This window comes from Rhodopseudomonas sp. BR0M22 (assembly GCF_010907035.1).
GTDB lineage: Bacteria > Pseudomonadota > Alphaproteobacteria > Rhizobiales > Xanthobacteraceae > Rhodopseudomonas.
Window position 1 is genome coordinate 48,653 of the sequence record NZ_QUMK01000004.1, and the last position, 13,910, is coordinate 62,562.

Here is a 13,910-nt window from a genome sequence, read left to right on the forward strand (position 1 = left end):
CGTTCGCAGGCGCATCATGGGCGCCGCAAACCGGATTGCACGAGAATCGGAAGAGGATCGGCGAGCGCGCTTGCGGGGCGGGGCGCTCAGCCCCAGCTCTGCAGCCGGCGAAGCTGCGGCGTTTTCTTGTGCTGATGGTCGGCCATCCGACCGAGCAACGTATCGAGTTCGGTGATCGCCTTGAACAGATACGGGCCCTTGTTCAGCATCACACACTCGGCGCGCGCTGCCATCGCGGCGTCGGTCATCTCGCCGCGCGACGGCGTGCCCTTCTTCACCAGATGTTCGAGCACCTGGGTGGCCCAGATCACCGGGACATGGGCGGCTTCACCGATCCACAGGATCTCTTCCTGCATCTCGGCGAGCCGGGCAAAGCCGATCTCGACCGCCAGATCGCCGCGCGCGATCATCACCGCGGTCGGCTGGCGGCCGGCGGCCTGGACCAGAATGTCCGGCAGGTGCGCGACCGCATCCGGCGTCTCGATCTTCAGCACCAGGGACAGCTTGTGCCAGTCGTCGGGCCGGCGTTCGGCGAGCGCATCCTGCAGCATCTTCACGTCGCCGACCGACTGCACGAACGAAAACTCGACGCCGTCGGCATGGGCGGCGACGAAGTCGAGGTCGGCGCGGTCCTTGGCGGTGAGCGCCGGGATGTCCAGCGGCGTATCCGGGAAGTTCAGGCCTTTCTCCGGCTTCAGCCGGAAGCCGGTGTCGGCGGTGGCGGTGACGCGGCCGACGAGACCCCAGGCGGTCTTGCGCTCGATCCGGACGCACAGCTTGCCGTCGTCGACGAACACCCGGGCGCCGACGGCGGCGCGGGTCAGCGGATCGGGCAGGGTGCATTCCACCGCGAAATGTTCGTCGTCGAGATCGATCCGCTCGAATTGGCCCTGCGCCACGATCGCCACCAGATCGCCGGTGACGATGCGGTCGCGGCCGTCGGGCGTGCGGGCTGCGCCGGTGCGGATCTTCGGGCCGGCAATATCCATCAGCACCTTCATCCGCCGCCCGGTGGCCTCCTCGGCGACATGGAGGTGATTGATCATCCGCTGCCAGGCGGCGGCATCGTCATGGGCGCAGTTGATCCGCACCGCTTCGACGCCGCGCTCGGCGAGCCGCAGCATGAAGGTCGGATCGTCGGCCGCTTCGCTCGGGCAGGTGACCAGCAGGGCGGAACGGCGGGCGCCGGACAGCGGCCCGAACAATTCGGCGCTGCGGCTGGCGAGATTATGCTCGCCGGCGAAGAACTGCTTCGACGACGGCCGCAGCATGTCCGGCTCGCCCGCCAGCGCCGCCAGGGTGGCGCGCACGGAGAGCAGCGTCGGCATCACCCGGCTTTCCAGCCGGCCGAGCGACGACAGACCTAGCGCCATCAAGGCATGCTGCAGCGGGCGCAGATCGTGGTGACGCAGCGCCAAATAATGAGCGAGGTTTGCCGCGCTGGGGCCGAAGCCGGGGCGATGGATCTGGTCCGCCCAACCATCGATCCGCGGCCTGCTGTCGGTTTCGATCTCCGAGATCAGCGTATCCAGCTTATGCTTGAGGCGAAGGATTTCTGTCGGCATCGCAGGCGGCTCACGGGTTTGGGCGGCGCGCACTGCCGCATTCCATCCGCTCTAGAAGTGCTGGATGAAGCCGATGTGACATCTGGTGCTGCGCAGTCTCAGACTTTCCTCTGAAGCGCTTGACGGGTGAGGGCGCCGCAGCCTGAATGCGACTCGTTTGCTTGACCTTTTGCGGAGCCTGCGCGTGCCCACCACTCTCTATGGCATCAAGAACTGCGACACGATGAAGAAGGCGCGGACCTGGCTGGATGGCCACGGCGTCAGCTACACGTTCCACGACTACAAGACCGCAGGCATCGATCGGGAGCATCTCGAGCGCTGGGCGAAGCAGGCCGGCTGGGAGACGCTGCTCAACCGCGCCGGCACCACCTTCCGCAAGCTCCCCGAGGCGGACAAAGAAGGGCTGACCGAAGCCAAGGCGATCGCGCTGATGCTGGCACAGCCGTCGATGATCAAACGCCCGGTGCTGGAGCACGGCCGCAAGCTGCTGGTCGGCTTCCGCCCGGAAGCTTATGCCGAAGTGTTCGACTGATATTGAAGACTGGCCGCCAATGCTGCCTGTCAGGAAGTTTCCCCAGCCCCGACCAGCTTGAAACGCTGCCCAGCTTTGCATCTTGCACAAGGCTTGCGAATAGCGGCATAGTCGGGGACAGAAAAACCGGGCCGCGGGCGCCGATCGAGGCGCTCCGAGCACCGGCTCACAAGAAGACATCGGCTGTGCGCGTCGGCACCGCGCGCGATCGATGGGGGGAATTTGCTTGGCCGATGACATCATCCTCGAAACCAACGGATTGACCAAAGAGTTCGCCGGTTTCTTTGCCGTGCGCGACGTTAATCTGCGGGTCCGCCGTGGTCACATTCACGCGCTGATCGGCCCTAACGGAGCCGGTAAGACTACGTGCTTCAATCTGCTCACCAAGTTTCTGCGGCCGTCCGCGGGGCAGATTATGTACAAGGGACGGGACATTACCGCGATGGCGCCGGCCGACGTGGCGCGCCTAGGGCTGGTGCGCTCGTTCCAGATCTCTGCGGTGTTCCCGCATCTGACTGCGCTGGAGAATGTTCGGGTCGCACTGCAGCGGCAGCACGGCTCGTCGTTCGATTTCTGGCGCTCCAAGAGCGTGCTTGACAAGTACAACCAGCGCGCGCGCGAGCTGCTCGACGACGTCGGCCTGAGCGAGTTTACCGATACCCCGGCGGGAGAGATGGCCTACGGCCGCAAGCGCGCGCTGGAGATCGCCACCACGCTGGCGCTTGATCCGGAAATGATGCTGCTCGACGAGCCGATGGCCGGCATGGGCCACGAGGACATCGACAAGATTGCGGCGCTGATCAAGCGGATCTCGGCGAAGTACACGATCTTGATGGTCGAGCACAATTTGAGCGTGGTCGCCAATCTGTCGGACGTGATCACCGTGTTGACCCGCGGCCAAGTGCTCGCAGAAGGGAATTACAACGACCTCACGCAGGATCCACGGGTCAAGGAAGCCTATCTCGGAGCGGGTCATGGTTGAGGCGACGACATTGCAACGGCCCGTATCGTCAGCCGCGGCTGCGGCACTGTTGAGCGTGCGTGACCTGCAGGCGTGGTACGGCGAGTCCCACATTCTGCACGGGATGAATTTCGAGGTTCGCGAAGGCGAGGTGGTGACGCTGCTCGGCCGCAACGGAGCTGGCAAGACCACCACGCTGAAGTCGGTGATGGGTATCGTCGCCAAGCGCAGCGGCAGCGTCATATTCGATGGGACCGACATCGGCCGCGCGACGTCGGACAAGATCGCCAAGCGCGGCATTGCGTTCTGTCCAGAGGAACGCGGCATCTTCGCCAGCCTCGACGTTCGGGAAAACCTGATGCTGCCGCCGCAGGTTCGCCCCGGCGGGCTGTCGCTCGAGCAGATCTTCGAGCTGTTCCCAAACCTGCGGGAGCGGCTGAAGAGCCAGGGCACCAAGCTCTCGGGCGGTGAACAGCAGATGCTGGCGATCGCCCGCATCCTGCGCACCGGCGCGCGGTTCCTGATGCTCGACGAGCCGACCGAAGGCCTCGCCCCGGTGATCATCCAGCAGATCGGCCACACCATCGCGCGGCTGAAGAAGCAGGGCTTCACCATCCTGCTGGTGGAGCAGAACTTCCGCTTCGCCGCGACGGTGGCCGACCGCTACTACGTGGTCGAGCACGGCAAGATCATCGACGGCTTCGCCAATTCCGAGCTCGAAGCCAACATGGACAAGCTACACACCTATCTCGGCGTCTGACGTTTCTTGGCGTCCGACGTTGGGAACGGTGACTTCCTCGAAAGACTGAGAGCAAGATGGATATCAATGTCCCCGCTCTGCTGGCGCAGCTTCTGGTCGGCCTGATCAACGGCTCATTCTACGCGCTGCTCAGCCTCGGCCTCGCCGTGATCTTCGGCATGCTCAACATCATCAACTTCGCGCACGGCGCGTTGTACATGATGGGCGCGTTCTGCGCGTATTTCCTGCTCAATCTGCTCGGCCTGAACTATTGGTGGGCGCTGATTCTGTCCCCGGTCATCGTCGGCGTGTTCGGGATGGTGATGGAACGCACGCTGCTGCAGTGGCTGTCGGGGCTCGACCATCTCTACGGCCTGCTGCTCACCTTCGGCGTGGCACTGATCATCCAGGGTGTGTTCCAGAACTATTTCGGATCGTCCGGCCTGCCTTATGCGATCCCCGAACAGCTCCGCGGCGCGATCAATCTCGGCTTCATGTATCTGCCGGTTTATCGTGGCTGGGTGGTGGTGTTCTCGCTGGTGGTCTGCCTGCTCACCTGGTTCCTGATCGAGCGCACCCGGCTCGGCGCCAATCTTCGCGCTGCCACCGAGAACCCGACCTTGGTGCGGGCGTTCGGCATCAACGTGCCGCGAATGATCACGCTGACCTACGGCCTCGGCGTTGGCCTCGCTGCGCTGGCCGGCGTCCTGTCGGCGCCGATCAACCAGGTGCGCCCGCTGATGGGCGCCGATCTGATCATCGTGGTGTTCGCGGTGGTGGTGATCGGCGGCATGGGCTCGATCATGGGTTCGATCATCACCGGATTCACCCTCGGCGTGATCGAGGGCTTGACCAAATATTTCTACCCCGAGGCCTCCAACACCGTGGTGTTCGTGCTGATGGTGCTGGTGCTGTTGGTGAAACCCTCGGGCCTGACCGGACGGGCAACCTGACATGACCACGATTACACAGAATTCCGTCCCGACCACGACCCGCCGCCCGGTACGCGACGAGATGATCGCTTTCGCGATCATGACCGTGCTGCTGTTGGTGGTCCCGTTCACCGGGGTCTACCCGTTCTTCGTGATGCAGGGGCTGTGCTTCGCGCTGCTCGCCTGCGCCTTCAACCTGCTGATCGGCTATGGCGGCCTGCTGTCGTTCGGCCACGCGATGTTTCTCGGCACCGCCGGCTATGTCAGCGGCCATGCGCTGAAAGTGTGGGGGCTGCCGCCCGAACTGGCGATCGTCGCCGGCACTGCCGCAGCGTTCGGGCTCTCGGTGATCACCGGTCTGATTGCGATCCGCCGCCAGGGCATCTATTTCGCGATGATCACGCTGGCGCTTTCGCAGCTTTTGTACTTCATCTATCTGCAAGCGCCGTTCACCCATGGCGAAGACGGCATCCAGGGCATTCCGCAGGGCAAGCTGTTCGGCTTCATCGATCTGTCCAACACCGACACGCTGTATTTCGTGGTGTTGGCCGGCTTCCTGATCGGCTTCCTGATCATCTACCGCGCCATCAACTCGCCGTTCGGCGAGGTGCTGAAGGCGATCCGTGAGAACGAGCCGCGCGCGGTGTCGCTCGGCTACAAGACCGATCAGTACAAGTTGTTGGCGTTCATCCTGTCGGGCACGCTGGCGGGCTTTGCCGGCGCGCTCAAGGTGTTCGTGGCGCAGAACGCATCGCTGACCGATGTGCACTGGACGATGTCGGGCGAGATCGTGCTGATGACCCTGGTCGGCGGCCTCGGCACCGTGTTCGGTCCGGTGGTCGGCGCCTTCGTGATCATCGCCATGCAGCAATATCTCGCCGGCTTCGGCCAGTGGGTCACGGTGATCCAGGGCGTGATCTTCGTCGCCTGCGTGCTGACCTTCCGCCGCGGCATCGTCGGCGAGATCGGACATCTGTTCAAACGGTCGCTGTAAAGCCGGCGAGGCGAGGGCTTCGGCTCGACGTGCGGGCCGCTGCGAGCTTCACTTCGCGTCCCCTGAAATTTGGTGCCTGTCCAAACGAAAAACCGCCGCGCGGCTGAGCCGGGCGGCGGTTTTCTGTTTTGGGTAGGCCTGTTCCGGTCGGCGCTATGCCTGCGGCGGCGTCTTGTTTCGCACCTTGTGCTCCAGCGGCAATTCGGCTTCGCCGTCGGCGTGGTGCTCCCGCCGTGGATGCGCCGCCTTCTTGCGGGGCCGCGACAGCTCGACGGCGTCGGTCATCAGCTTCTCGACGTCGGCGCTGAACTTCGGCAGCGGGCCGATCTCTTCGGGATGAGCGTCCCCTGCGGTTGCAGCTTCGTCCGACGCTGTCGTCTGCGGAGAAGGCGCTGGCTGCTCCGCCGGAACCGCGCGCGTGCGCGTCAGCACGTTCGGCAGCACATCCGGCTCCAGAGCCTCCGGCGGCGTGGACAGCGCTTCGGCGACTGTGAGGACCGGTTCCGGTTCCGGAGTGGAGGTTGCCGGGTCCGCTACAGCCGTGGCGGTGGGCTCGGTCGCGACAGCTTCTGAAACCACGGGCGAGATCATAGCCGGTTCGCTTGGTACCGGCGCGGCGGGGGAAGGCTCGACCGGGCGGATCGGTTCGACGCGCGTGGTGGTCTCGGCCTGCGCTGGTTCGCTGCGGATCGGTTCGGCGCGGGCGGCGGTGCCGGCATCGGCCAGCACTTGGCGGACCAGTTCCCGGGTGTTGAGGTCGTCGACCGGAATGCCGTCCGGCCAACGCAGGCTGCGTTCGGCGACGGGCTCCAGGGCAGCGTTCCGGGCCATCGCCCGGTCATCGACGGGGGCCCGAATCCGCGCAGCCAGTTCGACCGCGTAGGCCTCGCGCCGCGCCGAGCCGCGCCGCGGCATGATCAGGTTGCGAACGTCGAGGTCGCTGGTCTCGTACTCCGGTTCGCTGAAGTCGCGGCCGCCATAGTCGCGGACCGCATAGTCCCGTGCGACGAATTGCGGCTGGGCCCGCCGAGCGGTGGCGCGGCGCGGCCGCTCGTCGTAGCGATCGTAGTCGTGGCGACGGGCAAACTCCCGGCGTTCGAACTCGCGCGGATCGTAATCGTCATAGCCGCCGTCGCTGTCGCGACCGCCATGGCGCCGCCACTCGTAGGCGCGGCGATCGTCCCGGCGGCGCATCTCGTCGTAGTCGGCTTCGTTTTCATGCAGAGCATTCTCGAAGTCGCGGGCCGTCTCGACCGGGCGCGGCGGCGCGGCCGGCGGTTTGGCGGCGCGCACTGGCTCCGGAGCTGGGGCTTGTGGTTTCGGCGCCTGAGCCTGAGGCTGCGCGACGGTGACGGGATCGAGTGCCATCGCTGGCAGCGTGATGGCAGCCATCGCCGGGGCAGGGGCGGGCGCCTGCTTCTCGTCTTCGAGGTCCTCGTTGTTCTCGATCCGCTGCCGGGCGCGTTCGACCTGCGCCTGAATCTTGGCGGCGTAGACGCTGGGCGGCGAGAAGAAGATTTTCGCAACCACCGGCACGATTTCCAGGAAGATGATGAAGCACCGGGTCATCCACGAGAACAGCGTCATGGTCGCGCCGTCACGCGGGTCGTTCTTCAGTTCCTGATAGGCGGCGATGCGCGTGAGCGGATCGAATGTGTCTTTCTTTTCCTGGAAGTAGGAGTCCGACATCACCTTCTTGCGGAAGTCGGCGACGCTTGCGGTCTTGTCGACCTCGAATTGCTTCAGGTCGGCGCGCGCGGCGTCGATCCGCAGTTGCAGCGCATCGGCGCGGGCCTTGATCGCCGCGCGTTCCTGCTCCCGACCGGCGAGCGCGTCGGCGGTGATCTTGGCCTGCACCGCCCGCAGATCGTCGCGGCGGGCGTGCAATTGCGCGATCTCGGCCTCGCGCTCGACGCGCTGGGCCTGAAATGCCTGCCGCTGTTTCTTGGCGAATTCGTAGCGCGGACCGGCGCCCGGACGGCCGGAGTTGTTCGGCGCGGCCTTCAGTCCGAACTCCTCGGCGTTCATGTCGGCGGTGTAGCGCTGGATCGTTTTGTCGATCTCGGCGATGTCGGCGCGGATCCGGGCCTCGCGCTCGGTCACCGACCTGATCTGCTGCTCGATGTCCGAAGTGCGAGTCTGGGTGGTCGGTTCAGGCTTCGGCTGCTCGGTGAGGGCGGCGCGATGGAGCGCTTCGAGCTGCTCGATATCGGCCTGCCGGCGCCTAGCCTCTGCATTCAGACCGGCCTCGAAGGCGGCGATCTTGTCGTAGATCGGCTGATTGGCGGCGACCCGGTCGGCTTCGATCTTCTCGTTGATGGTCGAGGAGAAGATCGCCAGTTCCAGGAACATCGCGATCACCCAGGCCAGCCCGAACGACAGCATCAGACGGATGCCGACGCGGACGAAGCGCCACGCCGTCTGCCGGGCCTCGGCCCTCGATACGATCGGCGAGGTGTTCCACAGCGTGCCTTGATAGAACCAGTCCGATTGGCACAGCGCGCGGTCGAACATCAGCACCGTCAGCGCGATCACGGTGGACACCAAGAGCCGGGTCCAGATGTTGTCGATCATGTAGCCGGTGGCGTGAAACGACACGCCGAGCACCACGATGAAGGACAGGCAGAGCGAGGCGCCCAGATGCGTGGCCCATAATTTGTCCGACGCCGGACAGCTCTGCAGGGTCTTGCGATCGACGCCGGCGATGATGCCAAGGACGCGTTGAATCATGGCCGCCCAGTTCTGCGGTGACATGCGCCGCGGTTTGAAGTGACAAGTCGGCCGAGTCTAACAGAGCGTAAACAAATTCAATACGAGTTGCGCTTCGCGGGCCGATTCAACTGGTTCGGATTTTGTCTGAACAGTCGCTGCTAAGTGTTCGTGATCGATTGGAAACTTGCTGAGTTGGTGGAGCGGCGAGGGGGCTCGTCCCGTCCTCATTAATTTGTCGGCGAAGCTGCTTCGGTCATGCTCATCCCGTCCTCGATTACCACTCGGAATCGTGGGCGCGGCGTTCGATTTCACTTCAAACGCTTCAAGTGATTCGCGAGCGGGCCAGGGAGAAGACGACGGCAAGGCGGCTCTCCAAACCACGGCGTCGTCAATCCTGTGGACGGACCCGCTGGGCGATCGACGTGCTGCGGCTGGCTCAAGCCGGCTCCGACGAGCGCGGCGCGGAGCCGTCCCGCGCGATCCGGAATCCACGGTTGCCTGACCGCCTCCGAAGTGTTTTATGACGCCGGTGTGACGCGGCCGGTTGCCTCCGGTCTCGGACGGCCGACCTGCGAACCCGCGTCACGTCAACCGGATAGCTCCCGATGCTACGTTACTTTCGAGCCTTTCTGCCCAAGGAAGAGAGGTTCTTCGACCTGTTCGCCCAGCACACCCATACCGTCGTGCAAGGCGCCCAGGCGCTGCAGGACATGCTGCGCGGCGGCGACGAAACCCTGGTGCACTGCCAGCGCGTCAGCCATTTCGAATCCGAGGCGGACAACGTCACCCGCGAGGTGCTGACCGCGGTGCGCCGCACCTTCATCACCCCGTTCGACCGGGTCGACATCAAGAACCTGATCACCTCGATGGACGATGCCATCGACCAGATGCAGCAGACCGCCAAGGCGGTGATCCTGTTCGAGGTTCGGGAGTTCGAGCCGCCGATGCGTGAGATCGGGGCGCTGCTGGTCGAAAGCGCCAATCTGGTCGGGCGGGCCGTGCCGCTGATGCAGTCGATCGGGCCGAACCTGCAGATGCTGACGGCGATGACGGAGGAAATCACCAAGCTGGAAGGCCGGGTCGACGATCTGCACGACATCGGGCTGAAGGAACTGTTCCTCAAGCATCGTCACGCCAACACCATGGATTACATCGTCGGCGCCGAGATCTACGACCATCTCGAAAAGGTCGCCGACCGGTTCGACGACGTCGCCAACGAGATCAATTCCATCGTCATCGAGCAGGTCTAGGGCAGGGGCCGGCCGTGGACGCTTCGCTCGGGCTGCCCATCCTGGTCGGGTTGATCGCCGTCGCACTGCTGTTCGATTTTCTGAACGGCCTACACGACGCCGCCAATTCGATCGCCACCATCGTCTCGACCCGGGTGCTGCGGCCGCAATATGCGGTGCTGTGGGCGGCCTCGTTCAATTTCATCGCCTTCATGGTGTTCGGCCTGCATGTCGCCAACACCATCGGCACCGGCATCATCGAACCCGACGTGATCGACGCCGCCGTGATCTTCGCGGCGCTGACCGGCGCGATCGTCTGGAACCTGGTGACCTGGGGGCTCGGGATTCCGTCGAGCTCGTCGCACGCGCTGATCGGCGGCCTGCTTGGCGCCGGCCTTGCCAAGGCCGGGCTGTCGGCCGCGGTGTGGAGCGGCCTGACCAAGGCGCTGCTGGCGATCGTGCTGTCGCCGCTGGTCGGCTTCTTGCTGGCGCTGGTGCTGGTCGCGATCGTCTCGTGGGCGTCGGTGCGCTCGACGCCGTTTGCCGTCGACCGCGCTTTCCGCATCCTGCAGTTCGCCTCGGCGTCGCTGTATTCGCTCGGCCACGGCGGCAACGATGCCCAGAAGACCATGGGCATCATCGCTGTGCTGCTCTACTCGCAGGGCTATCTCGGCGGCGAGTTTTCGGTACCGTTCTGGGTGGTGCTGTCGTGCCAGGCGGCGATGGCGCTCGGCACCCTGATGGGCGGCTGGCGGATCGTCCGCACCATGGGTCTGCGCATCACCAAGCTGACGCCGATGCAGGGCTTCTGCGCCGAAACCGGCGGCGCCGCCACGCTGTTCATGGCGACCTTCCTCGGTGTGCCGGTGTCGACCACCCACACCATCACCGGCGCCATCGTCGGCGTCGGTGCGGCGCGGCGGATGTCGGCGGTGCGCTGGAACGTGGCGAGTTCGATCGTCTACGCCTGGGTGATCACGATCCCGGCCTCGGCGATCGTGGCCGCCCTGGCGTATTGGGGAACCAAGCTGCTGCCGACGTTCTGACGGGCCGGCCCGCTGTCAGCCCACCATTTTCAGCCCGACGATGCCGGCGACGATCAGGCCGATGCAGGCGAGGCGGCCGACCGTGGCCGGATCGCCGAACAGCGCGATGCCGAGCGCCGCGGTGCCGACTGCGCCGATGCCGCTCCACACCGCATAGGCGGTGCCGATCGGCAGCGTCTTCAGGGCGAGCCCGAGCAGCGCGACGCTGGCGACCATCGCCGACACGGTCAGGGCCGTCGGCACCAAGCGGGTGAAGCCTTCGGTGTATTTCAGGCCGAGCGCCCAGCCGATCTCCATCAGACCGGCGACGAACAGATAGAACCAAGCCATAGCGGCCTCCTTGCGCACGTCCGGGCAAATTTCATGAAGCCATCCAGCGGGATGGCGCGCCGGCGCGATGCGCGGTCTTGGCGGAGGCCGGGTCGTCCCGGCCGAAAAGGTGATTTTGAGGTCGTCCTCGATCCCCTATATGAGGGAGGCCGTTCCGCCGTGCAACTGCCGGCGCTGCGTCCCGCCGGAAGCCCTTGATCGCGCCGGCTTTCCCTGCCACAGGCTGATGAATGTCCGACACCGCTGTTCCGGCCGACGCGCCGTCCTCGACTCCGTTTTCGCTCGCCCATGAAGTGGCGCGACGGCGCACCTTTGCGATCATTTCGCATCCTGACGCCGGCAAGACCACGCTGACCGAAAAGCTGCTGCTGTTCGGCGGCGCCATCAATCTCGCCGGTCAGGTCAAGGCCAAGGGCGAGCGCCGCAACACCCGCTCGGACTGGATGAAGATCGAGCGCGACCGCGGAATTTCGGTGGTCACCTCGGTGATGACCTTCGAGTTCGACGGGCTGGTGTTCAACCTGCTCGACACCCCGGGCCACGAGGACTTCTCGGAAGACACCTACCGGACGCTGACCGCGGTCGATTCCGCCGTGATGGTGATCGATGCCGCCAAGGGCATCGAGGCGCGCACGCGGAAGCTGTTCGAGGTCTGCCGGCTGCGCGACATTCCGATCATCACCTTCATCAACAAGATGGACCGCGAGACCCGCGATATCTTCGATCTCTTGGACGAGATCGAGAAGACGCTGGCGCTCGACACCACGCCGATGACCTGGCCGGTCGGGCGCGGCCGCGACTTCCTCGGCACCTACGACGTGCTCGACGGCGGCGTGCGCCTGCTCGAAGGCGGCGGCGCCAAGACCGGCGCGGCCGAGCAGATCACCATCGAGGAACTCGGCAAGCGCCATCCCAATCTCGACGTCGCCGCGGTCAAGGAGGAGCTCGAGCTCGCCACCGAAGCCTGCAAGCCGTTCGATCTTGAGGCGTTTCGCGAAGGCCATCTGACGCCGGTGTATTTCGGCTCGGCGCTGCGCAATTTCGGCGTCGGCGATTTGCTGCAGGGCCTCGGCCGCTACGCGCCGCCGCCGCGCGCGCAGGAAAGCAGCGCCCGCAAGGTCGAAGCCGACGAGCCGAAGATGAGCGCCTTCGTGTTCAAGATCCAGGCCAACATGGATCCGAACCACCGCGACCGGATCGCCTTCGCGCGGCTGTGCTCCGGCAAGCTGACCCGCGGCATGAAAGCCAAGCTGGTGCGCACCGGCAAGGCGATGCCGCTGTCGAGTCCGCAGTTCTTCTTCGCCCAGGATCGCTCGGTGGCGGATGAAGCCTTCGCCGGCGACGTCGTCGGCATTCCCAACCACGGTAGCTTGCGGATCGGCGATACGCTGACCGAGGGTGAGGACGTCACCTTCGTCGGCGTGCCTTCCTTTGCGCCGGAAATCGTCCGCCGCGTCCGGCTGACCGATGCGATGAAGGCCAAGAAGCTGAAAGAGGCGCTGCAGCAGATGTCGGAAGAGGGCGTCGTGCAGGTGTTCCGCCCGCGCGACGGTGCTCCGGCGCTGGTCGGCGTCGTCGGCCCGCTGCAGCTCGACGTGCTGAAAGCCCGGCTCGCCGCTGAGTATCAGTTGCCGGTCGATTTCGAAGTCTCCGAATTCCAGCTCGCGCGCTGGATCTCCTCCGACGACCGCAAGAAGCTCGAGACTTTCATCGCCAATAACGGCTCGTCGATCGCCGACGACGTCGACGGCGATCCGGTGTACCTCGCCAAGAACGAATTCTATCTCGGCTACACCAAAGACCGCGCCGAGGGCATCGTGTTCTCGGAGATCAAGGACGTGAAGAAGGCGGGGTGAGGCGACGTACTACGCGCCATCACGATGCGTCATTGCCGGGCTTGCCCCGGCAATCCATCCTCTTCGCTTAGTCGCTGTCTTTGTCGCGCGCTAAGCGCGCGATGGATGCGCGGGTCAAGCCCGCGCATGACGACTTTCATATAATCAATCCTGTCAAACAGCCACACCTCCGCATCCTCGCGGCGCAATGCGCCCGAGCTTTGCCCGAAGAGCCGCCCCCAAGTGAGGGGCGGCGGCGCGCCGCAAGACGCGGCGTTGGTCGTGTCGCGATCCGGCCTTCGCCCGCGCGAGGGGCGAAGATCGCGAACCGCGCGTCGCCTTGCGGCGCGCCACCCCGGCGGTTTTTGGCTGAAGGACCGCTCTTCCGGGACCGAGCGAGCTTGCGGGCTTTCCCCGGCCTCTACTCGACCCGTCCAGCCTCTGAAGCGGCGGCCGCTCGTAGTAGCGGCGGACGGTGACCCTCAACCTCCCGGGCGCGTGCTTGCGAGGCACGTCACGCAGGACGCCGTATCCCGCTCCGCCTCGCAAGCGCCCTCGAGAAGCGCCCCTCGCGAACGAGACATATAGGAATATAATCCATGTCCGCGGGAGCGTCAATCCGGTCGTGCGGATCTGGCGGACCTTAGCGCGATCGAAGAAAACGGCGCGAGCGAGCTGCACGAACGGCACCTGCATCGGCGATTGGCGAAGCCGCGCAGCCGATCAGAGGCCGATACTAGCCGCGAAGCGCGACTTTCAGGTCCGGAGAATGTACTCAAGTCGATGTCAGGTAATGACCCGAAGCGGGCGCGGCACCATTTCGAATCGTGTCGGGTGCGCCACCAAATGGACAGCTCTCTCGGACTGACTTAACCAGGGCCTGCGACTAGCTCAGAACGGCGCTCTCACACGCCGCTGTACCCCCGGCAGAACAGGCATCTGCATATAAGATCCAAGCTGTCCTTGGTTCTTGCCTAGAGGGCCGGTATGATCGGTCAGCGGCTTTACCCGAAATTTGCCAAGGAGAGCGCGCCG

11 protein-coding genes are annotated in these 13,910 nt (G+C 65.0%); 8 read left to right on the top strand and 3 right to left on the bottom strand.

Translation table 11 applies throughout. The annotated features are described in order from the left end of the window. Positions 1 to 86 precede the first annotated feature (86 nt). Entirely contained in the window at positions 87 to 1,565 is a 1,479-nt protein-coding gene (locus DY468_RS02190; protein WP_164601970.1) for a pyruvate kinase, read from the bottom strand. Positions 1,566 to 1,749: 184 nt separating this feature from the next. Between DY468_RS02190 and DY468_RS02195 the strand changes: the two genes are divergently transcribed. The 5 genes from DY468_RS02195 to DY468_RS02215 all read left to right on the top strand — a co-directional run bounded on the left by DY468_RS02195 (position 1,750) and on the right by DY468_RS02215 (position 5,723). Next, complete coding sequence (locus DY468_RS02195) at positions 1,750 to 2,097, top strand: ArsC family reductase (protein ID WP_164601972.1); 348 nt, start codon at positions 1,750 to 1,752, stop codon at positions 2,095 to 2,097. Positions 2,098 to 2,323: 226 nt separating this feature from the next. After that, positions 2,324 to 3,079: an ABC transporter ATP-binding protein gene (locus DY468_RS02200; RefSeq protein ID WP_164601974.1), complete on the top strand. Its 756-nt coding sequence runs from the start codon at positions 2,324 to 2,326 to the stop codon at positions 3,077 to 3,079. Next, positions 3,072 to 3,818, top strand: coding sequence for an ABC transporter ATP-binding protein (locus DY468_RS02205; protein WP_164601976.1), 747 nt, complete (start codon positions 3,072 to 3,074; stop codon positions 3,816 to 3,818). Before DY468_RS02200 ends, DY468_RS02205 begins: the two co-directional genes overlap by 8 nt. Before the next feature lie 56 nt (positions 3,819 to 3,874). After that, positions 3,875 to 4,750 carry a branched-chain amino acid ABC transporter permease gene (locus tag DY468_RS02210; RefSeq protein ID WP_164601978.1) on the top strand — a complete coding sequence of 292 codons (876 nt, stop codon included), beginning with the start codon at positions 3,875 to 3,877 and terminating at the stop codon, positions 4,748 to 4,750. Position 4,751: 1 nt separating this feature from the next. Continuing rightward, on the top strand, positions 4,752 to 5,723 hold the full coding sequence (locus DY468_RS02215) for a branched-chain amino acid ABC transporter permease (RefSeq protein ID WP_164601980.1): 972 nt from the start codon (positions 4,752 to 4,754) through the stop codon (positions 5,721 to 5,723). Positions 5,724 to 5,876: 153 nt separating this feature from the next. On the opposite strand, the gene DY468_RS02220 is transcribed toward DY468_RS02215, so the two are convergent. Then, entirely contained in the window at positions 5,877 to 8,477 is a 2,601-nt protein-coding gene (locus tag DY468_RS02220) for a DUF4407 domain-containing protein (RefSeq protein ID WP_164601982.1), read from the bottom strand. A 563-nt stretch (positions 8,478 to 9,040) separates the two neighbouring features. Here DY468_RS02220 and DY468_RS02225 point away from each other — a divergent pair. Both DY468_RS02225 and DY468_RS02230 read left to right on the top strand, forming a co-directional pair. Then, on the top strand, positions 9,041 to 9,685 hold the full coding sequence (locus DY468_RS02225) for a DUF47 domain-containing protein (RefSeq protein ID WP_164601984.1): 645 nt from the start codon (positions 9,041 to 9,043) through the stop codon (positions 9,683 to 9,685). A gap of 14 nt (positions 9,686 to 9,699) precedes the next feature. Further along, on the top strand, positions 9,700 to 10,710 hold the full coding sequence (locus DY468_RS02230; protein ID WP_164601986.1) for an inorganic phosphate transporter: 1,011 nt from the start codon (positions 9,700 to 9,702) through the stop codon (positions 10,708 to 10,710). A 15-nt stretch (positions 10,711 to 10,725) separates the two neighbouring features. Here DY468_RS02230 and sugE read toward each other — a convergent pair whose 3' ends face one another. After that, entirely contained in the window at positions 10,726 to 11,040 is a 315-nt protein-coding gene (sugE, locus tag DY468_RS02235) for a quaternary ammonium compound efflux SMR transporter SugE (RefSeq protein ID WP_107355376.1), read from the bottom strand. 230 nt (positions 11,041 to 11,270) lie between these two features. Here sugE and DY468_RS02240 point away from each other — a divergent pair, with 230 nt between their 5' ends. Continuing rightward, entirely contained in the window at positions 11,271 to 12,896 is a 1,626-nt protein-coding gene (locus DY468_RS02240; RefSeq protein WP_164601988.1) for a peptide chain release factor 3, read from the top strand. The last annotated feature ends 1,014 nt before the right edge of the window (positions 12,897 to 13,910 follow it).